Origin of the sequence: Psychrobacter phenylpyruvicus DSM 7000 = NBRC 102152 (assembly GCF_000685805.1) — a bacterium.
Lineage (GTDB): Bacteria > Pseudomonadota > Gammaproteobacteria > Pseudomonadales > Moraxellaceae > Psychrobacter > Psychrobacter phenylpyruvicus.
Map to the genome: position 1 here is coordinate 1 of NZ_JMKP01000005.1, position 20,620 is coordinate 20,620.

The 20,620-nt window shown below is 41.6% G+C and carries 35 protein-coding genes and 1 pseudogene; 2 read left to right on the plus strand and 34 right to left on the minus strand.

Annotated elements, in window-relative coordinates; all coding sequences use genetic code 11:
* From G561_RS0102970 to G561_RS0103000, 7 genes are all read right to left on the minus strand, one after another.
* Positions 1 to 222 (minus strand): IS5 family transposase (locus G561_RS0102970; protein WP_028858225.1); only part of this gene is annotated, 222 nt, incomplete at its 3' end.
* Between the two features lie 125 nt (positions 223 to 347).
* Positions 348 to 851: a peptidoglycan-binding protein LysM gene (lysM, locus tag G561_RS0102975; protein ID WP_028858226.1), complete on the minus strand. Its 504-nt coding sequence runs from the start codon at positions 849 to 851 to the stop codon at positions 348 to 350.
* A gap of 336 nt (positions 852 to 1,187) precedes the next feature.
* Positions 1,188 to 1,430, minus strand: coding sequence for an acyl carrier protein (gene acpP, locus G561_RS0102980; protein WP_037031550.1), 243 nt, complete (start codon positions 1,428 to 1,430; stop codon positions 1,188 to 1,190).
* Positions 1,431 to 1,725: 295 nt separating this feature from the next.
* Complete coding sequence (gene fabG, locus G561_RS0102985; RefSeq protein WP_201586255.1) at positions 1,726 to 2,460, minus strand: 3-oxoacyl-ACP reductase FabG; 735 nt, start codon at positions 2,458 to 2,460, stop codon at positions 1,726 to 1,728.
* Positions 2,457 to 3,449, minus strand: a complete 993-nt coding sequence (gene fabD / locus G561_RS0102990) for an ACP S-malonyltransferase (RefSeq protein WP_051584343.1) — start codon at positions 3,447 to 3,449, stop codon at positions 2,457 to 2,459. Before fabD ends, fabG begins: the two co-directional genes overlap by 4 nt.
* A gap of 122 nt (positions 3,450 to 3,571) precedes the next feature.
* Positions 3,572 to 3,754, minus strand: a complete 183-nt coding sequence (gene rpmF / locus G561_RS0102995) for a 50S ribosomal protein L32 (protein ID WP_011959737.1) — start codon at positions 3,752 to 3,754, stop codon at positions 3,572 to 3,574.
* Between the two features lie 270 nt (positions 3,755 to 4,024).
* A complete protein-coding gene (locus tag G561_RS0103000; protein WP_051584344.1) occupies positions 4,025 to 4,654 on the minus strand; it encodes a YceD family protein in 630 nt (209 codons plus the stop codon).
* A 281-nt stretch (positions 4,655 to 4,935) separates the two neighbouring features.
* On the opposite strand from G561_RS0103000, the gene G561_RS0103005 reads away from it, so the two are divergent.
* Together G561_RS0103005 and G561_RS0103010 are read left to right on the plus strand one after the other, a co-directional pair.
* Positions 4,936 to 5,661, plus strand: a complete 726-nt coding sequence (locus tag G561_RS0103005; protein ID WP_037031553.1) for an elongation factor P hydroxylase — start codon at positions 4,936 to 4,938, stop codon at positions 5,659 to 5,661.
* Between the two features lie 223 nt (positions 5,662 to 5,884).
* A complete protein-coding gene (locus tag G561_RS0103010) occupies positions 5,885 to 6,505 on the plus strand; it encodes an L-threonylcarbamoyladenylate synthase (protein ID WP_028858231.1) in 621 nt (206 codons plus the stop codon).
* Positions 6,506 to 6,748: 243 nt separating this feature from the next.
* Here G561_RS0103010 and rplQ read toward each other — a convergent pair whose 3' ends face one another.
* From rplQ to rplC, 27 genes and pseudogenes are all read right to left on the minus strand, one after another.
* On the minus strand, positions 6,749 to 7,108 hold the full coding sequence (gene rplQ / locus G561_RS0103015; protein WP_028858232.1) for a 50S ribosomal protein L17: 360 nt from the start codon (positions 7,106 to 7,108) through the stop codon (positions 6,749 to 6,751).
* A gap of 20 nt (positions 7,109 to 7,128) precedes the next feature.
* The gene (locus tag G561_RS0103020; protein WP_028858233.1) at positions 7,129 to 8,136 is read right to left on the minus strand and encodes a DNA-directed RNA polymerase subunit alpha; all 1,008 of its coding nucleotides are present in this window, start codon (positions 8,134 to 8,136) and stop codon (positions 7,129 to 7,131) included.
* 39 nt (positions 8,137 to 8,175) lie between these two features.
* Complete coding sequence (gene rpsD / locus G561_RS0103025) at positions 8,176 to 8,817, minus strand: 30S ribosomal protein S4 (protein ID WP_028858234.1); 642 nt, start codon at positions 8,815 to 8,817, stop codon at positions 8,176 to 8,178.
* A gap of 112 nt (positions 8,818 to 8,929) precedes the next feature.
* Positions 8,930 to 9,322 carry a 30S ribosomal protein S11 gene (gene rpsK, locus G561_RS0103030; RefSeq protein ID WP_028858235.1) on the minus strand — a complete coding sequence of 131 codons (393 nt, stop codon included), beginning with the start codon at positions 9,320 to 9,322 and terminating at the stop codon, positions 8,930 to 8,932.
* Between the two features lie 20 nt (positions 9,323 to 9,342).
* Complete coding sequence (rpsM, locus tag G561_RS0103035; protein WP_028858236.1) at positions 9,343 to 9,699, minus strand: 30S ribosomal protein S13; 357 nt, start codon at positions 9,697 to 9,699, stop codon at positions 9,343 to 9,345.
* A 238-nt stretch (positions 9,700 to 9,937) separates the two neighbouring features.
* A complete protein-coding gene (gene rpmJ, locus G561_RS0103040) occupies positions 9,938 to 10,054 on the minus strand; it encodes a 50S ribosomal protein L36 (protein ID WP_007394227.1) in 117 nt (38 codons plus the stop codon).
* Between the two features lie 53 nt (positions 10,055 to 10,107).
* Positions 10,108 to 11,439, minus strand: a complete 1,332-nt coding sequence (secY, locus tag G561_RS0103045) for a preprotein translocase subunit SecY (RefSeq protein WP_028858237.1) — start codon at positions 11,437 to 11,439, stop codon at positions 10,108 to 10,110.
* 5 nt (positions 11,440 to 11,444) lie between these two features.
* The gene (gene rplO, locus G561_RS0103050) at positions 11,445 to 11,894 is read right to left on the minus strand and encodes a 50S ribosomal protein L15 (RefSeq protein ID WP_028858238.1); all 450 of its coding nucleotides are present in this window, start codon (positions 11,892 to 11,894) and stop codon (positions 11,445 to 11,447) included.
* Complete coding sequence (rpmD, locus tag G561_RS0103055) at positions 11,894 to 12,073, minus strand: 50S ribosomal protein L30 (RefSeq protein ID WP_007394230.1); 180 nt, start codon at positions 12,071 to 12,073, stop codon at positions 11,894 to 11,896. Before rpmD ends, rplO begins: the two co-directional genes overlap by 1 nt.
* Before the next feature lie 33 nt (positions 12,074 to 12,106).
* Positions 12,107 to 12,604: a 30S ribosomal protein S5 gene (gene rpsE, locus G561_RS0103060; protein ID WP_019671650.1), complete on the minus strand. Its 498-nt coding sequence runs from the start codon at positions 12,602 to 12,604 to the stop codon at positions 12,107 to 12,109.
* 2 nt (positions 12,605 to 12,606) lie between these two features.
* On the minus strand, positions 12,607 to 12,957 hold the full coding sequence (rplR, locus tag G561_RS0103065; RefSeq protein WP_028858239.1) for a 50S ribosomal protein L18: 351 nt from the start codon (positions 12,955 to 12,957) through the stop codon (positions 12,607 to 12,609).
* Between the two features lie 11 nt (positions 12,958 to 12,968).
* On the minus strand, positions 12,969 to 13,502 hold the full coding sequence (gene rplF, locus G561_RS0103070; protein WP_028858240.1) for a 50S ribosomal protein L6: 534 nt from the start codon (positions 13,500 to 13,502) through the stop codon (positions 12,969 to 12,971).
* 194 nt (positions 13,503 to 13,696) lie between these two features.
* Entirely contained in the window at positions 13,697 to 14,095 is a 399-nt protein-coding gene (gene rpsH, locus G561_RS0103075; protein WP_028858241.1) for a 30S ribosomal protein S8, read from the minus strand.
* Positions 14,096 to 14,107: 12 nt separating this feature from the next.
* Positions 14,108 to 14,413 carry a 30S ribosomal protein S14 gene (gene rpsN / locus G561_RS0103080; protein ID WP_019671646.1) on the minus strand — a complete coding sequence of 102 codons (306 nt, stop codon included), beginning with the start codon at positions 14,411 to 14,413 and terminating at the stop codon, positions 14,108 to 14,110.
* Positions 14,414 to 14,425: 12 nt separating this feature from the next.
* On the minus strand, positions 14,426 to 14,962 hold the full coding sequence (gene rplE, locus G561_RS0103085) for a 50S ribosomal protein L5 (RefSeq protein WP_028858242.1): 537 nt from the start codon (positions 14,960 to 14,962) through the stop codon (positions 14,426 to 14,428).
* A gap of 21 nt (positions 14,963 to 14,983) precedes the next feature.
* Complete coding sequence (gene rplX / locus G561_RS0103090; protein ID WP_028858243.1) at positions 14,984 to 15,301, minus strand: 50S ribosomal protein L24; 318 nt, start codon at positions 15,299 to 15,301, stop codon at positions 14,984 to 14,986.
* A gap of 9 nt (positions 15,302 to 15,310) precedes the next feature.
* The gene (gene rplN / locus G561_RS0103095; RefSeq protein WP_007394238.1) at positions 15,311 to 15,679 is read right to left on the minus strand and encodes a 50S ribosomal protein L14; all 369 of its coding nucleotides are present in this window, start codon (positions 15,677 to 15,679) and stop codon (positions 15,311 to 15,313) included.
* Between the two features lie 149 nt (positions 15,680 to 15,828).
* Positions 15,829 to 16,104, minus strand: coding sequence for a 30S ribosomal protein S17 (gene rpsQ, locus G561_RS0103100; protein WP_037031557.1), 276 nt, complete (start codon positions 16,102 to 16,104; stop codon positions 15,829 to 15,831).
* Positions 16,104 to 16,298: a 50S ribosomal protein L29 gene (gene rpmC, locus G561_RS0103105; RefSeq protein ID WP_028858245.1), complete on the minus strand. Its 195-nt coding sequence runs from the start codon at positions 16,296 to 16,298 to the stop codon at positions 16,104 to 16,106. The genes rpsQ and rpmC overlap by 1 nt, the downstream gene beginning before the upstream one ends.
* A complete protein-coding gene (gene rplP, locus G561_RS0103110; protein WP_011959719.1) occupies positions 16,298 to 16,711 on the minus strand; it encodes a 50S ribosomal protein L16 in 414 nt (137 codons plus the stop codon). Before rplP ends, rpmC begins: the two co-directional genes overlap by 1 nt.
* Positions 16,651 to 17,452 (minus strand): annotated as a pseudogene (gene rpsC, locus G561_RS0103115) (30S ribosomal protein S3). The gene rplP and the pseudogene rpsC overlap by 61 nt, the downstream one beginning before the upstream one ends.
* Positions 17,453 to 17,455: 3 nt before the next feature.
* Entirely contained in the window at positions 17,456 to 17,785 is a 330-nt protein-coding gene (gene rplV / locus G561_RS0103120) for a 50S ribosomal protein L22 (RefSeq protein ID WP_011959717.1), read from the minus strand.
* 10 nt (positions 17,786 to 17,795) lie between these two features.
* Positions 17,796 to 18,071 carry a 30S ribosomal protein S19 gene (rpsS, locus tag G561_RS0103125; RefSeq protein WP_007394243.1) on the minus strand — a complete coding sequence of 92 codons (276 nt, stop codon included), beginning with the start codon at positions 18,069 to 18,071 and terminating at the stop codon, positions 17,796 to 17,798.
* A gap of 11 nt (positions 18,072 to 18,082) precedes the next feature.
* Positions 18,083 to 18,913: a 50S ribosomal protein L2 gene (gene rplB, locus G561_RS0103130; RefSeq protein WP_028858247.1), complete on the minus strand. Its 831-nt coding sequence runs from the start codon at positions 18,911 to 18,913 to the stop codon at positions 18,083 to 18,085.
* 11 nt (positions 18,914 to 18,924) lie between these two features.
* Positions 18,925 to 19,275, minus strand: coding sequence for a 50S ribosomal protein L23 (gene rplW, locus G561_RS0103135; RefSeq protein WP_011959715.1), 351 nt, complete (start codon positions 19,273 to 19,275; stop codon positions 18,925 to 18,927).
* A complete protein-coding gene (rplD, locus tag G561_RS0103140) occupies positions 19,272 to 19,874 on the minus strand; it encodes a 50S ribosomal protein L4 (RefSeq protein ID WP_028858248.1) in 603 nt (200 codons plus the stop codon). Before rplD ends, rplW begins: the two co-directional genes overlap by 4 nt.
* A gap of 14 nt (positions 19,875 to 19,888) precedes the next feature.
* A complete protein-coding gene (gene rplC / locus G561_RS0103145) occupies positions 19,889 to 20,527 on the minus strand; it encodes a 50S ribosomal protein L3 (protein WP_007394247.1) in 639 nt (212 codons plus the stop codon).
* Between the last annotated feature and the right edge of the window lie 93 nt (positions 20,528 to 20,620).

Consider the following 20,620-nt stretch of genomic DNA (forward strand, 5'->3'; position numbering starts at 1 on the left):
ATTCTGCCATAGCCCTTTTTTAGACCATCGATTAAAGCGGTTATAAGCGGTTTTCCATGAACCTAGTTCGGTAGGTATGTCTCGCCATGGAGCACCTGTTCTTAGTTTCCAAAGTATGGCTTCCATTACGGTGCGGTCATTCTTCCATTGATGGCAACCGTGAGCCTTCATTGTTGTTTGTAGTTGTTCCCATATGTTGTCAGTTATTACTGTTCTCGCCATGGCTTGAGTTTCCCTATATTTTGTTGATATATAGGATTAAAATAAGGCTTTACTGTATTTTTCAAATTAGGGACACGCCCTAAAAGTACTTGCTAGAAAAACTTACTAGCTTGTTTAAAAAAGAACTATGGCTTAGGAATACGAAGTACTTGACCTGGATAGATTTTATCTGGGCTAGTCAGCATTGGCTTGTTCGCTTCAAAAATCTTGTTGTACTCATTGGCTGAGCCATAAACTTCCTGAGCAATCTTAGATAAAGAATCGCCAGATTTTACAGTGTACATCGTTGACTCAGGGGCATCTTGTTTAATATCGATATTATCGATAACTTTCGCCACATGTTGGACATTACCAACAGCGATAATTGCTTTTTCACGGTCGGCTTGAGTTTCAGCATTACCACTAATTTCTGCTGTATCTGTGGTCGCATTATACTTAACTTTTAGATTAGAAATGTTAAGGTTCTGCTGTTGAATACGCTTTAATAAAAGGTTAGCTACTGACTGTGCCGATGGCTCGCCTGCTGCTGGTGCTTTATTAGCATCTGCCTGTGATTCTGTTTCTTTTTTTGCATCATCGCGATGAAAGATCTTGTCGCCGATATCCTTTGCAAAACTAAAAATTCCCATGAATTTCTCCTTTATATTATTGTTGATATATAAGTCACATAACATTTTAAGACCAACTATTATTATTAAAAGTAGCTCTTACCAAGTCTTATGGTTTACTTTGGTAATAGACTTAATAAGTAGCCCAAAGCGTGACTTATAATTGTGTCTTTCACCTTTTTAGTATACTGATTACCCAAGTTATTTGTTACTAGGCAAATGTAGATAATTGTTAAGTTTTATTGCTTTGGTAAATTAGTAAAAACTCTCACTAACCGCTAATGCTTTAAATAAAAAAAGACCATAAATTAATTTATGGTCTTCTTTAAAATAAGCAAATTTAACACAAATTAAATCTTAAGACTCAAGTTTTGACTTGATGTAATCTACCGCTTTTTGTACTGTCGTTAACTCATTTGAGTCATCATCAGGAATTGTAATATCAAAATCATTTTCGAAAGTCATTACTAGCTCTACAACGTCTAAAGAGTCAGCACCTAAGTCATTGATGAATGAAGAATCATTGTTAATATCATCAATATCAACGTCTAGTTGCTCAGCAACTGCCGATTTTACTTTTAATTCAATTTCTTCGCTCATAGGAATCTCCATCCTTATTTTTAGTTTAAAAACGGTTTATTTAGTTTAAAACAACTTTGTAGTATTAAAATCTAAAGTAGTATTAAAATCTAAAATTAAAGCCTAAAACATGGTTACATCAGTCTCAATATAATTTCTACACTGACACAAGCGTTGACCAGTTTTCTGTATTCATTGGATAGGCTCAACAATCTATCCATTACCTTAATTGAACTTAAGTTGTGTGTACATCTGTTTTCTGTATCTGCTGTGTATAATAGCAAAAGCCATGGCCTAATTCTATTAAATTAGCCTCTTACATGTACATACCACCATTCACAGGGATTACCGCACCAGTCACATAGCTGGCCTCATCACTGGCTAGGTATGAGACGGCAGCGGCCACATCTTCTGGCTGCCCTAAACGGCCCACAGGCACTGCATCAAGCATAGAGTTAAGCAAGCGCTCATCCAGCTCATCAGTCATGTCTGTCTCAATAAGACCAGGGGCCACGCAATTAACCGTCACTTGTCTTGAGCCAATTTCACGGGCCAAAGTACGGCTAAAGCCCTCTACCCCCGCTTTGGTAGCAGCATAGTTAGCCTGACCGGCATTACCCATTTCAGCCACTACAGAGGTAATATTAATGATGCGCCCTTTACGAGCCTTCATCATGCCTCTCATAGCGCGTTTACTCATGCGATAAATGGCGGTTAAGTTGGTATCTACCACCTTATCCCAATCTTCATCTTTCATGCGAATCAATAAGCCGTCTTGAGAGATGCCGGCATTATTTACCAGTACTTGAACGCTACCATAAACGCTTTCAATCTCTTCGAACAGCTTTTCAATATGCTCTTGGTTGGTCACATCCAAAACACGACCAATACCCCCTGCATCATGCAGATACTCATCGATTGACTGCGCGCCTTGAGCTGTGGTTGCGGTTCCAATGACGAAATGACCTTGTTTAGCAAAGCGTTTGGCAATGGCTTTACCAATACCACGACTGGCCCCTGTCACTAAAGTAATTGTACGACTCATGGCTATTCCTCATTCAACTTCTCAAAAAGTTTCGCGAGACGCTCCGGCTTATCAGTAGGATAGGTGATTATTGGGGTCTCTTGCCTTTTTGCCAAGTTACTCAATACCGTTCCTGCGCCACACTCAATAATCATATTGATATGCTTGTCAGCAAACTTCTGCATAGTATGAGTCCATAATACAGGATTACTTAGCTGTTCAGTCAATGCTTTTTTAATGGCAGCGATTGTTTTTTCTTCAGTAGCATGCCTATTTTGGATTACAGGAACTTCAGGCAATTGAAACTCACACTGTGCCAGCTTCTCAGCCAAAGCATCAGTAGCAGGTTGCATTAAGGCGCAATGTGAAGGCACGCTTACCTTCAAGGGCACCATTTTCTTGCCCATACATTGAATGTGTTGACTAAAAATGTCAACGCCTTCTGTGTTACCTGCTACCACTACTTGACCTGGGCTATTGAAATTGGCTGCACTAACAATCGCCCCATCATTGTTGCTTTCCACTTGCTCACAAACACTAATAACTTGGCTATTTTCTAGACCAAGTACTGCCGCCATTTTAGTATCCACCCCTATCACAGCTTGCTGCATATAGTGACCACGATCATGAACCAACTTAATAGCATCTGCAAACTTGATACAACCAGCAGCACAAAGAGCACTGTACTCACCTAATGAGTGGCCTGCAAAATATAAAGGCTCGAATTCTACATTTTCTTTCAGAATACGCCAGATAGCCATACTGGCAGCTAACAAGGCAGGCTGAGTATTTTCAGTTTTTGCCAGCTCCTCTTCATCCTGACATACTGCCCATAAATCAAATCCTAACGCTTCACTGGCTTCACTAAAAGTTTGCTTCACGATAGGATATTCTTCGCTCAGCTCATTTAGCATACCTACAGTTTGTGAACCTTGGCCAGGAAATACAACCGCGATACGAAGTGGCATATCTGGTTGACCTTGTTTTCTAACTGCTTGCGACGATTTAAATGACATTTTCAGCCTTCTTGTGCCTAAACATACTCATAAAAAAAGAGCCAAGCGCCACTAATGATATAGAGGTCATTAGTAAGGCTTAGCTCTTGTATTAAACCACAATCATTATAAATGATTGTAACTTAGTCTTCTTGGCTCGCTTTAAACAACTGACGGCCACGGTAGAAACCATCTTTAGTCATATGATGACGGCGATGTTTTTCACCAGTAGTAGCGTCAATGCTTAGCTCAGCAACTTCCATATGGTGGTGTGAACGACGCATATCACGGCGTGAGCGGCTTTTACGACTTTTTTGAACAGCCATGGGTCTTGCTCCTATTCTAAAATATGCTGTATTGGTGAGGGGCCTGTATTTTATATAAACTTGGTTATAAAATACAATATGCTCACTTAGCAAAATGAGTTCTCTATTGACCTCAATAAGAGCAACTCTTATTAAAAATCAAATAGGTTTAAAATCTGGGAATAATAAACGAGGGATTATACCCGCTTTAGACAATAAAATAAAGGGGTAATACTTTACCATGTTTAATTCGCCTAATAAATCGTTATAAAAGCCAGATTAAAGGCTCAGTTATAACTTTCCTTTTAAAGCTTCTAAAGCGGCGAATGGATTTTCAGGCTCTTGCTCGATAATCTCACCTACTTGTTCAACCGCCATTTCACAGTCATCATGTTTAGCAGAAAGCGGGATATCCAGTAAAAGCTCGTCTTCCACTAGCTTCTTTAAGGGTAGCAGTCTATCGCCTTTTTTGTTCTCTGGCTGATCGGCCAACAACTCTTCTAATAAAAGATAGTCATCCGACTCATCAACCAAACCTAGCTGATCCTCATATTGTAGCAATATCAGCTCAGCATCATGAGTGACATCGATACTCATAGGAGTCAAGCAACGTTGACAGGTTACCCAGATATCGCCAGTAAACTGCATTAATAAGGTCAATAGCTGACCTTGCTTTGTAAGTTCACATCTTAATTCGATAGGATTATCTTGATACTTCTCAGGAACGGTATCAAGCAATCTGCTCAGCATGCGCGGCGTGATAGTACCCGACCAAACATAACCGGCATCTTCCCACTTCTCTAAGTTAACATGGTTGGGTAACTGTTGGGCGCTTTTTTCTGTATTAATATTGGTTGTAGGGTTACTCAATTTAGAATCCGTCAGGTTAGTGGAGATATTATCCTGGTTGTATTTTGTCATACTTCTCTCTCATTTAAAACTGATATCAGTGTGGTAGATAAGCCATAAAGATATCAACGACTCCCAACCGCCATTTGCCATACCAAACCTGCTCTACTTGGCTTATTGTGGATTGGTTCTTTATTTATGACAATAACTGACGATAAATGTTATAAGGTTGTCAGTAGCAAATTAATTGATAGAATGGCATACCACTTAATCTATTATCTGAGGGCTTGAGGAGACGATTACCACCCCAATGCCCTTTTCTCTGATATTTACCTAGGAATATTTCATATTCTATGTCTGTTATTCATTTCTCTAAGCTGCCCATCCACAAGCTAGCTGATTATCTAACCCAGCAAGCTGTAGCGCCTTCATCGCTATCACTGTCCTCTACCGCTAGTACTACCGCCGGTAACACTGCCCATCTTGATAAAAAGGCGTTTAGACAGCAGTGGCAACGCTTGCAACAGCTGGCCACCAATGAATCAATATCTCCTTCTGCTGAATCAGTAGAGAAACTTCAAGTGGATTGGTTGATACAGTTATTTAATACAGTGTTTTCGGCCAAGAACGTTAAGTTAGTGCGCGGAGAAAGTGAGCCTGAATACTTTCCAGCCACTGAGACCGCTCCTGCTCGTATTGAATTTGCGCATGGCTTTTTTCAAAGTGCCTTGCATGAAATAAGCCATTGGAGCTTGGCAGGTAAACATCGCCGCACCTTGCCAGATTTCGGCTACTGGTACGCTCCTGATGGTCGAACAGAGGCTCAACAAAAAGCTTTTGAACAAGTCGAAATTAAGCCTCAGGCTATTGAATGCTTATTTAGTCTAATGTGTGGTAGAAGCTTTAGGGTCTCTCAAGATAATTTGCATGCTGACTTCGATACCAGTCAGAGCACTTTTGAAATAGACGTTTACAATCAAGCCAAACTCTATATCGATGTCCCACAAAACTTACCCACTGATGCACAAACACTGTTAACAGTTCTAGCTTTTGTATGTCATGATACTATAGACAGTTAAAGCTATAGCAGATGGCTAGGCAGATAGAAAGCTCAAACTATTACAATAGACAGTTAGCTAGGCAAAGGATCGGTTTGACCCAATAACTGATTGCTAACCACAAATAACTTTTGAACCTACGCAAAAGCAATTAATCACCGTTAATAGCCGCTAACAATAGAAACTATCTAATAATAAAACCATTTATAGAACACTGATAAAAATAGCAACAGGGAGGCATCTTATGCAAACTTTATATATTCACCCAGAGAACCCACAACCCAGACTAATTAACCAGGTTGTAGACGCTCTAAATAATGATCAGCTCATTGTTTATCCAACCGACACCAGTTATGCCTTCGGCTGTAAAATTGGCTCAAAGAATGCCATTGAGAAGCTAAGACTGATAAGACAACTCGATGACAAGCATCAGTTCACTCTTTTGTGCCGCGACTTAAGCGAGATTGCCACTTATGCCACAGTAGATAATCAGCAGTTTAAACTGTTAAAAGCGGTTACCCCAGCCCCTATCACCTTTATCCTAGATGCCACTAAGGATGTACCAAAAAAGCTATCGCATCCTAAGAAAAAAACCATAGGTATTAGAGTGCCCTCCAACCCCATCTCGCAAATGATACTTGAGGGCATGGGTGAGCCGATTCTAACCAGCTCTTTAATTCTACCAGATATGCAGTTGGCTTTAGATGACCCTTTTGATATCGAAGACAAGCTGAGCAATAATATTGACATCATGATTAATGCTGGGGTATTGACCACCAAATTAACCACCATTGTGGATATGACCGTATTCCCACCAGAGCTGATCCGTCAAGGCGCTGGCTATGTCAGTCAGCTAATTGACTAGTGAAATATCACTATCTAGTATCTAGCTATATAGCGCTAAAGGTATAAATATAGCCCAATATAAATGGCGGATTAATCACATTAATCCGCCATTTAAGCATTTATTGTAGCCATAAATTTTTATATTAGACATAACAAAACCTCAGCAACTGTATAAATCATGAAATACAAAATTTATACCGCTACTGAGGTTTGTTTTTACTGACTACTGATAGCAGCAGCAGTAAAAAATAACTAATGAAAATTAGTCACGGTCTACTAGTTCAACATAGGCCATTGGTGCATTATCACCATCACGATTGCCACATTTGATGATACGGATGTATCCACCTGGGCGCTCTTGATAACGTGGTGCTAGTGTACCAAATAACTTACCAACCATATCTTTGTTGCGCATACGGCTGAATGCTAAACGGCGGTTAGCAACTGAATCTTCTTTTGCTAAGGTAATTAAAGGCTCAGCTACACGGCGAAGCTCTTTAGCTTTAGGTAATGTTGTTTTGATCAGTTCATGCTCAAACAGAGAGTTTGTCATGTTCTGGAACATTGCCTTACGATGGCTGCCGGTGCGACCCAGCTTAACTCCACTCTTACGATGTCGCATGGTCAAATATCCTTAATAGTTTAACGGCTACGGTAAGAAAAACGGTCATCAACACGTAGATCCGCTGGCGGCCAGTTTTCTAGGCGCATATCCAGTTCAAGACCTTTAGACGCTAATACGTCTTTAATTTCGGTTAATGATTTCTTACCAAGGTTTGGTGTTTTAAGCAGTTCAGTTTCTGAACGCTGAACCAAATCGCCGATATAGTAAATGTTTTCAGCTTTTAAACAGTTGGCTGAGCGAACCGTTAGTTCAAGGTCATCTACTGGGCGTAATAGCACAGGATCAACCTCTTCTTTTTCTTTCACAGGCTCTGGCGCTTCTTCTGCTTCTAAATCTACAAAAATAGAGATTTGTTGCTGCAAAATAGTTGCTGCTTTGCGAATTGCTTCTTCAGGATCGATCGTACCATTGGTTTCTAATTCAATGATTAGACGGTCTAAATCCGTACGCTGTTCAACACGAGCGTTTTCAACTTGGTAAGCCACACGTGAAACAGGGCTAAAGCTAGCATCCAATTTCAAGCGACCAATGGCCTTCGTGTCACCATCTTCACGGCGAAGGTTAGCAGGCTCATAACCACGACCCATAACCACACGTAAGCGCATTTTTAGATGACCACGATCACCTAGCGTACCTAGAACCAAATCAGGGTTAACAATTTCAACGTTATGTGGCAGTTCGATATCTGCCGCAGTGATAATGCCAGGACCTTTTTTGTCTAGTGTCAAAAACACTTCATTTTGATCGTGCATAGTAATCGCAAGACCTTTTAGATTTAACAATAAATCTAGAACGTCTTCTTGCAGACCTTCAAGAGTTGAATATTCGTGATCCACCCCTTCAATTTCTGCTTCAATTACCGCTGCACCAGGTAACGAAGATAAAAGAATGCGACGAAGGGCATTACCTAGGGTATGCCCAAAGCCGCGTTCTAACGGCTCGAGCGTGACTTTTGCGTTGGTTTCATCAACCGCATCCACATTAATGGCATTAGGGGTCAGAAACTCAGTAGCATTTAGCATCATATTGTCACCTCGATTAGTTAATCAAATTATTGTTAGCGATTATTTAGAATACAATTCAACGATTAAGCTTTCGGTGATTTCTGCAGGTAGATCAATACGATCTGGAGCTTGCTTAAATGTACCTTGCATTTTGCTATGATCAACGTCTAACCACTCAGGGATACCGCGTTGGGTAGCAAGTTCAATAGCATTCTTAATACGTAACTGTTCTTTCGCTTTTTCATGAATAGCGATTACATCGCCATCTTGAACTTGGATAGATGGAATGTTCACACGAACAAACTCATCACGACCAGCTTTCTTAAGCATAACCGCACGGTGGCTTACTAACTGACGTGCTTCTGCACGAGTTGAGCCAAAGCCCATACGATATACTACGTTATCTAAACGACGCTCTAGCATTTGCAATAGGTGTTCACCAGTTGCGCCACGAGCACGGGCAGATTCTTTATAGTAGTTAGCGAACTGACGCTCTAAAACGCCATACATACGCTTAACTTTTTGCTTCTCACGCAACTGTAGCGAGTATTCAGAAGCTTTATTACGGGTGTTGCCATGTTGGCCAGGTACGCGACCTGCTTTTTTAGTTTTAACGTCATAAGGCTTCACACCTGATTTTAATTGTAAATCAGTACCTTCACGACGCGACAACTTTAATTTTGGACCTATATAACGGGCCATGCTTGTGTCTCCTTGAGTTACGTCTTAATAGTAACTTGTAACGGTAATTTCGTCTTAATACACACACCGTATAATTTGCTATAAATAAAGCAAAAAATACGGTAACAATAGTTTATACGCGACGCTTTTTAGGCGGACGGCAACCGTTGTGTGGGATTGGGGTTACATCAGATATGCTGTTAATTTTATAACCTAATGCACCTAAAGCTCTTACCGCAGACTCACGACCCGGTCCTGGACCTTTAACCAGAACATCGACATTTTTCACACCATAGCTTTCTTGAGCTGCTTTACCAGCAACTTCAGCTGCAACCTGAGCTGCAAATGGTGTAGATTTACGTGAACCACGGAAGCCTTGTCCACCTGAGGTGGCCCAAGCCAATGCATTACCTTGACGATCAGTAATCGTTACAATGGTGTTATTAAAAGACGCATGAATGTGGGCTACGCCCTCGGATACCGAACGACGTGCCGTTTTTTTACGACCACGGGTGTCTTTTGCCATCTTTTAGCTTCCTAAGTTAATTATCTTTTAATTGAACGAATCGGACCCTTACGAGTACGAGCGTTATTCTTCGTGTTTTGACCTCTTACAGGTAAGTTACGACGATGGCGGATGCCACGGTAACAACCTAAGTCGACCAAACGCTTGATATTCATTGAAACTTCACGACGTAGGTCACCCTCTGTCATGTAGTTACCAACTTCTGCACGGATAGCATCAAGCTGTGCGTCATCTAATTGACTTACTTTTGTAGTAGGTTCGATACCAACTGCTTCTAAGATCTTCTGAGCGGTAGTACGACCAATACCAAAGATATAAGTCAATGAAATCACTGCATGCTTGTTATCCGGGATGTTGACGCCGGCAATACGAGCCATTGATTTCTCTCCAGTTATGAAAAATGAGTCTTTATAATATAAAAATTATTTGCAGACTTATGTTTCAGATTTTGCCATTTACTTTATCTTGTGTTTGATAGTTTGGTTTAATACCAAAAATAACAAATAAAAGTAAGTAAACGACGGCAAGTGGCGGATGATAGCTCATCCGCCCTAAATTTTCAAGTTTAATTCGTTATCTGTATGATAAATTACTCTAAAATACAAAAAATAACAATTAACCTTGACGCTGTTTATGACGTGGTTCAGCTTTACAGATAACGTGTACTTTACCTTTACGGCGAACTACTTTACAGCTACCACAAATTTTCTTAACAGATGCTTGAACTTTCATAATTTTTCTCCTATTGAACAGACCTATTCAAACGCTTTAAATACAAGTTAAAACTATCTGATTAGGGTCTGATCATGATACTGATGTGTCATTAAGTGAGCCTGTAGCTGTGAAATGAAATCCATAACCACGACTACCATAATTAAAAGTGATGTACCACCTAGGTGGAATGGTATGCCAAATGAAGACTGTAGTAGCATCGGCATTAAACAGATCACAGTCATATATATCGCCCCAATAAAGGTTAGACGGTTTAACACATGATCTAGATAACGTTGAGTCTGTAAACCAGGTCTGATACCTGGGATATAAGCACCACTACGCTTCAAGTTCTCTGCCACTTCTCTTGGACTAAATACTAGCGCAGTATAGAAGTAACAGAAGAAAATAATCATTGCACCAAATAAAACCAAATATAATGGCTGACCCGGTGCCAGAACCAATGACAGGGTTTGTAAAAATTGCTGCCATGCACTAGGATCGGCAGAGTTGCCTACCCATTGTCCTAAACTTGCAGGGAACATCAACAAAGCACTGGCGAAAATAGCTGGGATAACCCCGGCCATGTTAATTTTCAGCGGTAAGTGAGATTGTTGATTTGCATAAATTTTACGACCTAGTTGTTGCTTTTGGGCATAGTTTACAGGGATACGGCGTTGTGCTCTTTCAATAAACACAATACCTGCTGTCACTGCAATACCTAATACCGCAAATACCAACAGTACAATCAAGCTTTGAGGATCGTTTTTTACCATCTCAAAGGACTGACCTAACATACTAGGTACACTGGCCACAATGCTTGCAAAAATAAGCATTGAAATACCATTGCCCACACCGCGTTCTGTAATTTGCTCACCAAGCCACATCAAGAACATGGCGCCTGCTACAAGGGAGCTTACAGCAGGTATATAAAATGTTAATCCTGAAGACAATGTCAGGTTTTGACTGATTAATCCAGTGCACATAAAGATGGCTTGAATTGATGCCAAAAAGAGAGTCCCCTGCCGCGTATATTTATTCAATTTACGACGACCGGACTCTCCTTCTTTCTTCAAAGCTTCTAATGACGGCAATACAGCCGACATCATTTGTACAATAATAGAAGCTGAGATATATGGCATGATTCCTAAAGCCATAATTGACATTCTCTCTAAAGCACCACCTGAGAACATGTTAAACATGCTTAAGATGGTGTTTTCGTTGCGAGAGAATAAATCTGCTAGGCTAACTGGATTAATACCAGGAACTGGAATATGTGAACCTAAACGGTAAACAACCAGCGCCCCCATCAAAAACAACAAGCGACTCCATAGCTCATCATACTTACGAATAAAGACAAGCGGATTCATCGGAATTGCAGAGGTAGGCACAGATTGCTTCGCCATTTAAATTACTCCTGAGTTTCCTCAACTGTGCCACCAGCAGCTTCAATAGCAGCTTTAGCACCTTTGGTCACTTTAACACCTTTAAATGTATAAGCTTTAGTAATCTCGCCAGATAAAATGATACGCGCACGTTTCATATCACGACGGATAATATTTGCTTCTTTTAAAGTTTCAACGCTTACTACATCGCCATCAATCTTATTAAGTTCAGAAAGACGTACTTCTGCAGTAGTTAGTCCCATTTGACTGGTAAAACCAAACTTAGGAACACGGCGGTATAAAGGCATTTGACCGCCTTCGAAACCAGCACTGATGCTTGAGCCTGAACGTGACTTTTGACCTTTAACACCACGGCCACCAGTTTTGCCTAGGCCAGAACCGATACCACGACCTTTACGGTGTGCAGTTTTTTTGGCGCCTACGGCTGGCGATAATTCGTTTAATTTAAGTCCCATTACGCTTCCTCCACTTTAACCATGTAATTGATGCGATTCACCATTCCACGGGTTGAAGGCGTGTCTTCAACTTCAACTGTATGTCCAATACGGCGTAAACCAAGGCCCATAAGACAAGCTTTATGGCTCTTGAGGCGATGGGCACCAGATTTAATTTGAGTAACTTTCATTTTTTTCATCGTAACTCACCTACTTTTATATCTAAATAATGGTTAGCCCAAGATTTCGTCTACAGATTTACCACGTTTTGCAGCCGCCTTTTCAGGAGACGACATATCACGTAAACCATTGAATGTTGCACGTACTACGTTTGTTGGGTTCGTTGAACCGTAACACTTAGTTAATACGTCTTCTACACCAGCAGATTCTAGTACGGCACGAACTGCACCACCGGCAATTACACCAGTACCTTCGTTAGCTGGCTGCATGTATACTTTACTTGCACCATGACGGGCAACAATAGGATGCTGTAAAGTAACGCCGTCTAGATCAACAGTGATCATATTGCGTTTAGCAGCTTCAAGTGCTTTTTGGATAGCAGCTGGAACTTCGCGAGCTTTACCACGTCCAAAACCTACACGGCCGTTACCATCACCAACAACAGTTAATGCTGTGAATGAGAAAATACGACCACCTTTTACAACTTTAGATACACGATCAACAGAAACTAATTTTTCTACTAAACCGTCATTTTGCTCTACTTTAGCCATGATTAAAACTCCAATCCATTTTCACGAGCGGCGTCAGCTAATGCTTTAACTCGACCGTGGTATTTGAAACCACTACGGTCGAAGGCAACTTTAGTGATACCAGCAGATTTTCCACGTTCAGCGATAAGTTTACCAACAGCTGTAGCTGCTTCAACGTTACCAGTAGCGCCAGAGCGTAAAGTGCTATCAAGCGTAGACGCTTGAGCCAATACTTCTCCGCCAGTTGGAGAAATGATCTGAGCATAAATATGGCGTGGGGTACGGTTAACAACTAAACGATGCACACCTAAATGACGGATGTGGGCACGTGTTTTCTTAGCTCGACGTAAGCGAGCAGCTCTTTTATCAAACATGTCATTTCACCTTATTTTTTCTTAGCTTCTTTACGAACCACATGCTCGTCACTATAACGGATACCTTTACCTTTATATGGCTCAGGCGGACGATAACCGCGGATTTTCGCAGCAGCTTGACCTAGTGCCTGCTTATCGTTTGATTTTAAAACGATTTCAGTTTGGCTTGGGGTTTCAGCAGTAACACCTTCTGGAAGGGTGTATTCGACTGGGTGAGAGTAACCTACGTGTAGAGTTACTTTGTTACCTGCTACTTGAGCACGGTAACCAACACCAATCAACTGAAGTTTTCTTTCAAAACCTTCAGAAACACCTAGCACCAAGTTGTTCACTAATGAACGCATAGTACCAGTGTACATCCAACCTTCTTTAGAGTCAGAAACAGGTGATAAGATCAGTTGATCATCTTCTTGTTTTAGCTCGACCAAATCATGCAGGTGTAAAGACATAGTACCTTTACTGCCTTTAACTTCAACCTGCTGACCGTTCAAAGTAACACTTACGCCCTTAGGCAGTGCTACTGGGGCTTTAGCCACACGAGACATAGGAATATTCCTTAATAACAGATAAATAACGAATGATTATGAAAAAATTAACAGGCACTAGGCCTGTTAATTTAAACAATCAGCTCTATATTACTTAAGCTTTCAACTATTATGAGTAACTAGGTGCTTAAATAAAGGCGCCCATTATACCCTATTAATAGAATTTAAAAAAGTTAAATAATATAAAATATGATTTAAGCAACGAATGCGATGATTTCACCACCGATGCCAGCGGCACGAGCAGCACGATCGCTCATAATACCTTGGCTGGTTGAAACAATCGCTACACCTAAACCTTGCTGAACCGATGGGATTGCGTCTTTACCACGGTACTGACGTAAACCTGGACGGCTATAGCGTTTAATTACTTCGATAACAGGCTTGCCTTCGAAGTATTTTAATTCAATGTTAAGTGTTGCTTTGCCATTGCCTTCGTCGGTTACTTCAGCAGATGCAATGTAACCTTCATCAACTAGTAGGTCAGCAATTGACTTACGTAGTTTTGAGCTTGGCATAGCAACAGAAACTTTACGTGCCATTTGTGCGTTACGGATACGGGTTAGCATATCAGCAACTGTATCTTGCATACTCATAGTATTACTCCCTTACCAACTAGCTTTACGAACGCCTGGAACATCACCTTGCATTACGCGCTCGCGTAAAATGTTACGTGATAAACCAAACTTACGGAAGTAACCATGAGGACGGCCAGTTACACCACAACGGTTACGTAGTCTAACTGGAGACGAGTTACGTGGAAGTGACTGAAGCTCAAGAATGGCGTCCATTCTTTCTTCATCACTTGCGTTTATGTCACTAATGATTGCTTTAAGCTTTGCACGCTTCTCAGCATACTTAGCAACCATTTTCTCGCGTTTTAATTCGCGATTAATCATGCTCTTTTTTGCCATAATGCTTTATTCCTATTTGAATGGGAAGCCGAATGCTTTAAGCAGTGCGCGACCCTGCTCGTCATCCTGAGCAGATGTCGTGATAGTGATATCAAGCCCACGAAGGCGATCAATTTTATCATAATCAACTTCTGGGAAAACGATTTGCTCTTTAATACCTAACGAGTAGTTACCACGACCATCGAAAGCTTTTGGTGAAAAGCCACGGAAGTCACGGATACGTGGGATAGCAATAGCAATGAGACGATCTAAAAACTCATACATTTGCTCGCCACGAAGTGTCACTTTACAGCCAATTGGCCATTCTTCACGAATTTTAAAGCCAGCGACAGATTTACGAGCTTTAGTGATTACCGGCTTTTGACCTGCAATTGCAGTCATGTCCGCTACGGCACCTTCTAAAAGCTTCTTGTCTTGTGAAGCACCGCCAACACCCATGTTAAGAGTAATTTTGGTGATCTTTGGTACTTGCATGACGTTTTCCAAGCCTAGTTCGTCTTTGAGCTGTTGCTTGTACTGGTCATTGTATAGTGATTTTAATCTAGCCATTGCTATTACACCCTTAGTGTTTTACGCAGTCGCCACTACTTCACCGTTTGAACGATAGACGCGTTGTTTTTTGCCGTCTTCGTCAAACTGATAAGTAATACGATCAGCTTTTTGGGTTTGCGCATTATAAATTGCGACGTTAGAAATATGTAAAAATGCTTCTTGCTTAACGATACCACCTTCAGCACCAGTTGCCGCATTTGGCTTTTGGTGTTTGGTGACTATGTTAATGCCTTCTACTTTAATGCGGTCATTTTTTACCGCTAGCACAGTGCCTTGTTTGCCTTTATCTTTCCCAGCAATAACAATAACACTGTCGCCTTTACGTAATTTAGCCATGGGTTACCTCTACAGTACTTCTGGTGCTAGTGATACAATCTTCATGAATTGATCACCACGTAGTTCACGAGTTACCGGCCCAAAGATACGAGTGGCAATCGGGGCTTTGTTCTGGTTAAGCAATACTGCAGCGTTGTCATCAAAACGTAGTACTGAACCATCTGGACGACGTACACCTTTTTTGGTACGTACAACCACAGCATTCATTACATCGCCTTTCTTAACACGACCACGTGGAATTGCTTCTTTAACAGATACTTTAATGATGTCGCCTACAGAGGCATAACGACGATGTGAACCGCCTAGTACCTTAATACACTGTACACGTCGTGCACCACTATTATCTGCAACTTCCAGAATTGTTTCAGTCTGAATCATCGCGTTACTCCAATAATATACAACAGGCAATAACAATACTGGTGAATGACTTCATGTCATTACAAGAATCACATGAAGCATTCACTAATCTGGTATGTCGCCATAAAGGGGACGTATTTTACCAGTAATTATTACCAATTGCAATTTGCTTATATTTTTTCCGCTGTTTCCACAACGTCAACTAGTTTCCAGGACTTAGTCTTAGAGATTGGACGTGTTTCAATAATACGAACCACATCACCTTCTTTACAGACATTATTTTCGTCGTGGGCTTTAATTTTTGTAGAACGACGGATCTGTTTGCCATATAGTGGGTGACGAACTTTACGCTCGATTAGCACTGTAATTGACTTATCCATCTTGTTACTGACAACCTTACCAGTAACAATACCTACACCTTCGGTTTGTTGAATATCGTTACTCATTAGGCGCCTCTTTGTTTCTCATTAATCAAAGTCTTAATTTGGGCAATCGCACGGCGATTTGCTTTGACTTCGTGTGTGCTACCTAGTTGACCGGTGGCTTTCGCCATACGAAGACGGAAAGCATCAAGTTGCTTCTCATCTAGTAATCCAGTCAGCTCTTCTACTGATTTGTCTCGTAATTCACTGATCTTCATTACATTATCGTCCGCTTAACAATGGTAGTTTTGAAGGGAAGCTTAGCCGCTGCTAGCGTGAACGCTTCGCGAGCTAATTCTTCTGAAACCCCTTCGATCTCATATAGCATTTTACCTGGTTTGATTTCGCATACCCAGTACTCTACAGGACCTTTACCTTTACCCATACGAACTTCTAATGGTTTGTTGGTAATTGGTTTGTCTGGGAATACACGAATCCAGATTTTACCACCACGCTTAACCTTACGAGTAATAGTACGACGTGCGGCTTCAATTTGACGAGCAGTCATACGACCACGGCCAACTGATTTTAAGCCAAACTGACCAAATGCAACAGTGCTACCACGATGTGCTAAACCCGTGTTACGCCCTTTATGCATTTTACGAAATTTGGTACGTTTTGGTTGTAACATAGCTTAACCTCTATCTGTGTTTGCTCTGTCTGAATTGCGACGGTTTCCACGGCCGCGGCGTTTTGGCGCACGAGTCTTATCTTCTTTAGGAGGATTATAAACGCTATCCATACCATCTAGAATTTCACCACGGAAAATCCATACTTTAACACCGATGGTTCCGTAAGTAGTCTCTGCACGAACTGATGCATAATCGATATCTGCACGTAGAGTGTGTAAAGGTACACGACCTTCACGATACCACTCAGTACGAGCGATCTCAGCACCGCCTAAACGACCAGACAGTTCAACTTTAATACCTTGAGCGCCAGAACGCATGCTGTTTTGTACTGCGCGCTTCATAGCACGACGGAACATAACACGGCGTTCTAGTTGGCTAGCGATACCTTCAGCAACTAGACGAGCATCTAAATCTGGAGAAGTAATTTCTTCGATATTAACCTGAGCTGGTACGCCCATCATTTTGGTTAATTCTTTTTGTAACTTCTCAATATCTTCGCCTTTCTTACCAATAACGATACCTGGACGAGCCGTTGAAATTGTGATTTTAGCAGCGCCAGTAGGACGCTCAATCATAATATGGCTAACCATAGCATTGTCTAACTTCTTACGAAGATAGTCACGTACTTGTAAATCGTTAAGTAGGTATTCAGAATATTGTTTTGGGTCTGCATACCAGTTAGCGTTGTGTTTTTTTACAACACCAAGACGAATTCCGATTGGATGTACTTTTTGTCCCATGAATTATTCTCCTACCTTAACAGTAATGTGACAGGTACGTTTACTGATACGATCAGCACGACCCTTTGCACGTGGTAGGATACGCTTTAGCGTGATGCCTTCATCCACATAGATAGTTGATACTTTAAGCGTATCGATATCTAAACCGTGGTTGTGTTCAGCATTAGCGATAGCAGACTCAAGACATTTCTTAACGAATACTGCGCCTTTTTTATTGCTGAACGCAAGGATATCCAAAGCACGCTCAATAGACTTACCACGAACTTCATCTGCGACAAGTCGAACTTTCTGTGCCGAAATGGCGGCACCGCGTAATTTTGCAGTTACTTCCATAGTGAGCACCTTATTTTTTTGCTTTCTTGTCAAAGCCATGACCGCGATATGTGCGAGTCGGGGCAAATTCACCTAGTTTATGGCCAACCATTTGCTCACTAATGATAACCGGTACGTGTGTACGACCATTATGAACAGAAATTGTTAGACCAACCATTTGTGGCAGAATCATCGAGCGACGTGACCAAGTTTTGATTGGCTTGCGTGAGTTAGACTCAACAGCTTTTTCTACTTTGGCAAACAGATGCGCATCAATGAATGGACCTTTTTTCAATGAACGAGGCATGAAATTTTCCTTTATTTCTTCTTGGCGCGACGGCGACGGATGATCATACTGTCAGTACGCTTATTGTGACGCGTTTTAAGACCTTTGGTCTTCTGACCCCATGGCGTAGTTGGATGTTTACCCATTGTGCGACCTTCACCACCACCGTGTGGGTGATCAATCGGGTTCATCGCAGTACCACGTGTCTGTGGACGAACGCCACGCCAACGTGCTGCACCTGCTTTACCAAGTGATTTTAGGTTATTTTCAGAGTTAGAGTTTTCACCAATAACTGCACGGCAATTTACGTGTACGCGGCGAGTTTCACCAGAACGTAAACGGATAATTGCATAAATACCATCTTTACCTAGTAGCTGAACTGAAGCACCAGCTGAGCGGGCTAGTTGCGCGCCTTTACCGATTTTTAGTTCAATACTACTAATAGTAGTACCTACAGGAATATTTTTTAGTGGTAAGCAGTTACCTGGACGAATTGGTGATGACTCACCTGACATTACGGTATCGCCAACTTTAAGTTTCTTAGGAGCGATGATATAACGACGCTCACCGTCTGCATACTTAAGTAAAGCAATATGAGCAGTACGGTTTGGATCGTATTCGATACGCTCTACCGTTGCTGGGATATTGTCTTTCGTACGCTTGAAGTCGATGATACGATAGTGTTGCTTATGTCCACCACCAATATGACGTGACGTAATACGACCATTGTTATTACGACCACCTGATCTACCTTGTGCTTCAACCAGTGGGGCATACGGACGACCTTTGTAAAGGTGTGGATGCACCACTTTTTCAACAAAACGGCGACCTGGTGATGTTGGCTTTGCTTTTACGATAGGCATGATTTGTATCCTTATTCGTTGTTCGCTGTTTCGCTAGTAGAAGCTGCATTGTCTGCAATCTCTTCACCAGCATCAGCCATTTGTACATCTTGACCAGCTTTTAAAGTCACATAGGCTTTTTTATAGTCATTACGACGACCTACAGTGCGACCAAAGCGCTTTGTCTTACCTTTAACATTTAAGGTGTTTACCTTAGTAACTTCCACACCTTCAAACATTAACTCGACTGCTTTTTTGATTTCACGCTTAGTGGCATTGTTATCAACTTTGAAAACCTGCACGCCTAGCGAGTCACCTAACAGCTGAGATTTCTCTGAGAACACAGGCCCTTTTAAGACCTGATAAAGTCTTGCGTTATTCATGCTAGTGCTTCCTCAAATTGTTTCGCTGCGTCAACAGACATGATGACTTTATCAAACGCAATCAAGCTAACAGGATCCACTTCGTTAGTACCAAGTACATTCACATGTGGAATGTTGCGGGCAGCTAAGTATAGATTCTCATCAACTTCATTGGTCACGATTAATGCACGTGGTGCATTAAGTTCTTCCAATTTGCTAATTAGTTCTTTTGTCTTTGGAGCTGAAACAGTGATGTCTTCAACTAAAATTAGACGATCTTGGCGAACTAGTTCGGCTAAGATACACTGCATCGCACCGCGATACATTTTACGGTTCACTTTCTGTGACCAGTCTTGTGGCTTAGCAGCGAATGCTCGACCACCACTGCGCCAGATAGGGCTACGAATTGAGCCTGCACGAGCACGTCCAGTACCTTTTTGACGCCATGGCTTTTTACCACCGCCAGAAACTTCAGCACGAGTCTTTTGTGCGCGGGTACCTTGACGTGCGCCTGCTAAATAAGCAGTGACGACTTGGTGAACGAGGGCTTCGTTGAATTCACGACCAAATGCCGTGTCAGACAGCTCAACCGCTGCGCCTGTAACAGTTTTTAAATTCACGTTAATCCCCTTGCTTAGGCTTTGATTGACGGACGTACGATGACATCGCCACCATTGGCACCTGGAATGGCACCTTTAATGACTAGAAGACCTTTTTCAGCGTCTACTGACACGATTTCAAGTCCTTGAACGGTAACACGTTTGTTACCCATTTGCCCTGGCATTTTCTTACCTTTGAAAACTTTACCTGGGCTTTGGTTCTGACCTGTAGAACCCAATACGCGGTGCGATACTGAGTTACCGTGAGTAGCATCTTGCATACTAAAGTTATGACGTTTTACGCCACCTTGGAAGCCTTTACCTTTACTTTGACCTGTAACATCCACAAGTTGCCCTGCTTCAAATAGGTCAGCAGCAATTTCGCTACCCGCTTCACGTCCTTCAAGTTCTTCTTCTGTAACACGGAATTCCCATGTACCACGGCCAGCTTTAACGCCAGCTTTAGCAAAGTGACCTTTTTGTGCTGCAGTTACGCGGCTGTCACGACGCTCACCAGTGGTTACTTGGATGGCTTGATAGCCGTCAGTGTCATTGGTTTTAATTTGAGTAATGCGGTTTGCATCGACCTCAACAACCGTTACAGGGATAGAAGCGCCTGTTTCAGTGAAGACACGGGTCATGCCGCATTTCTTACCGACTAAACCGATCGCCATGTTAAACCTCTTTATATCTTCAATTAATAGTTTGGGGTAATATCTAAAAGTCGCGTTTTATTAATCATTACGCTTAAATATACGCGCTTTTGA

Excerpts from the sequence above, each read along its gene's own strand:
- lysM (WP_028858226.1), bottom strand. The coding sequence starts at position 851 with ATGGGAATTTTTAGTTTTGCAAAGGATATCGGCGACAAGATCTTTCAT.
- acpP (WP_037031550.1), bottom strand. The coding sequence starts at position 1,430 with ATGAGCGAAGAAATTGAATTAAAAGTAAAATCGGCAGTTGCTGAGCAA.
- fabD (WP_051584343.1), bottom strand. The coding sequence starts at position 3,449 with ATGTCATTTAAATCGTCGCAAGCAGTTAGAAAACAAGGTCAACCAGAT.
- rpmF (WP_011959737.1), bottom strand. The coding sequence starts at position 3,754 with ATGGCTGTTCAAAAAAGTCGTAAAAGCCGCTCACGCCGTGATATGCGT.
- G561_RS0103000 (WP_051584344.1), bottom strand. The coding sequence starts at position 4,654 with ATGACAAAATACAACCAGGATAATATCTCCACTAACCTGACGGATTCT.
- G561_RS0103005 (WP_037031553.1), top strand. The coding sequence starts at position 4,936 with ATGTCTGTTATTCATTTCTCTAAGCTGCCCATCCACAAGCTAGCTGAT.
- G561_RS0103010 (WP_028858231.1), top strand. The coding sequence starts at position 5,885 with ATGCAAACTTTATATATTCACCCAGAGAACCCACAACCCAGACTAATT.
- rplQ (WP_028858232.1), bottom strand. The coding sequence starts at position 7,108 with ATGCGACATCGTAAGAGTGGAGTTAAGCTGGGTCGCACCGGCAGCCAT.
- G561_RS0103020 (WP_028858233.1), bottom strand. The coding sequence starts at position 8,136 with ATGATGCTAAATGCTACTGAGTTTCTGACCCCTAATGCCATTAATGTG.
- rpsD (WP_028858234.1), bottom strand. The coding sequence starts at position 8,817 with ATGGCCCGTTATATAGGTCCAAAATTAAAGTTGTCGCGTCGTGAAGGT.
- rpsK (WP_028858235.1), bottom strand. The coding sequence starts at position 9,322 with ATGGCAAAAGACACCCGTGGTCGTAAAAAAACGGCACGTCGTTCGGTA.
- rpsM (WP_028858236.1), bottom strand. The coding sequence starts at position 9,699 with ATGGCTCGTATTGCCGGCGTCAACATCCCGGATAACAAGCATGCAGTG.
- rpmJ (WP_007394227.1), bottom strand. The coding sequence starts at position 10,054 with ATGAAAGTTCAAGCATCTGTTAAGAAAATTTGTGGTAGCTGTAAAGTA.
- secY (WP_028858237.1), bottom strand. The coding sequence starts at position 11,439 with ATGGCGAAGCAATCTGTGCCTACCTCTGCAATTCCGATGAATCCGCTT.
- rplO (WP_028858238.1), bottom strand. The coding sequence starts at position 11,894 with ATGGGACTTAAATTAAACGAATTATCGCCAGCCGTAGGCGCCAAAAAA.
- rpmD (WP_007394230.1), bottom strand. The coding sequence starts at position 12,073 with ATGAAAAAAATGAAAGTTACTCAAATTAAATCTGGTGCCCATCGCCTC.
- rpsE (WP_019671650.1), bottom strand. The coding sequence starts at position 12,604 with ATGGCTAAAGTAGAGCAAAATGACGGTTTAGTAGAAAAATTAGTTTCT.
- rplR (WP_028858239.1), bottom strand. The coding sequence starts at position 12,957 with ATGTTTGATAAAAGAGCTGCTCGCTTACGTCGAGCTAAGAAAACACGT.
- rplF (WP_028858240.1), bottom strand. The coding sequence starts at position 13,502 with ATGTCTCGTGTGGCTAAAGCCCCAGTAGCACTGCCTAAGGGCGTAAGT.
- rpsH (WP_028858241.1), bottom strand. The coding sequence starts at position 14,095 with ATGAGTATGCAAGATACAGTTGCTGATATGCTAACCCGTATCCGTAAC.
- rpsN (WP_019671646.1), bottom strand. The coding sequence starts at position 14,413 with ATGGCAAAAAAGAGCATGATTAATCGCGAATTAAAACGCGAGAAAATG.
- rplE (WP_028858242.1), bottom strand. The coding sequence starts at position 14,962 with ATGGCTAGATTAAAATCACTATACAATGACCAGTACAAGCAACAGCTC.
- rplX (WP_028858243.1), bottom strand. The coding sequence starts at position 15,301 with ATGGCTAAATTACGTAAAGGCGACAGTGTTATTGTTATTGCTGGGAAA.
- rplN (WP_007394238.1), bottom strand. The coding sequence starts at position 15,679 with ATGATTCAGACTGAAACAATTCTGGAAGTTGCAGATAATAGTGGTGCA.
- rpsQ (WP_037031557.1), bottom strand. The coding sequence starts at position 16,104 with ATGAGTAACGATATTCAACAAACCGAAGGTGTAGGTATTGTTACTGGT.
- rpmC (WP_028858245.1), bottom strand. The coding sequence starts at position 16,298 with ATGAAGATCAGTGAATTACGAGACAAATCAGTAGAAGAGCTGACTGGA.
- rplP (WP_011959719.1), bottom strand. The coding sequence starts at position 16,711 with ATGTTACAACCAAAACGTACCAAATTTCGTAAAATGCATAAAGGGCGT.
- rplV (WP_011959717.1), bottom strand. The coding sequence starts at position 17,785 with ATGGAAGTAACTGCAAAATTACGCGGTGCCGCCATTTCGGCACAGAAA.
- rpsS (WP_007394243.1), bottom strand. The coding sequence starts at position 18,071 with ATGCCTCGTTCATTGAAAAAAGGTCCATTCATTGATGCGCATCTGTTT.
- rplB (WP_028858247.1), bottom strand. The coding sequence starts at position 18,913 with ATGCCTATCGTAAAAGCAAAGCCAACATCACCAGGTCGCCGTTTTGTT.
- rplW (WP_011959715.1), bottom strand. The coding sequence starts at position 19,275 with ATGAATAACGCAAGACTTTATCAGGTCTTAAAAGGGCCTGTGTTCTCA.
- rplC (WP_007394247.1), bottom strand. The coding sequence starts at position 20,527 with ATGGCGATCGGTTTAGTCGGTAAGAAATGCGGCATGACCCGTGTCTTC.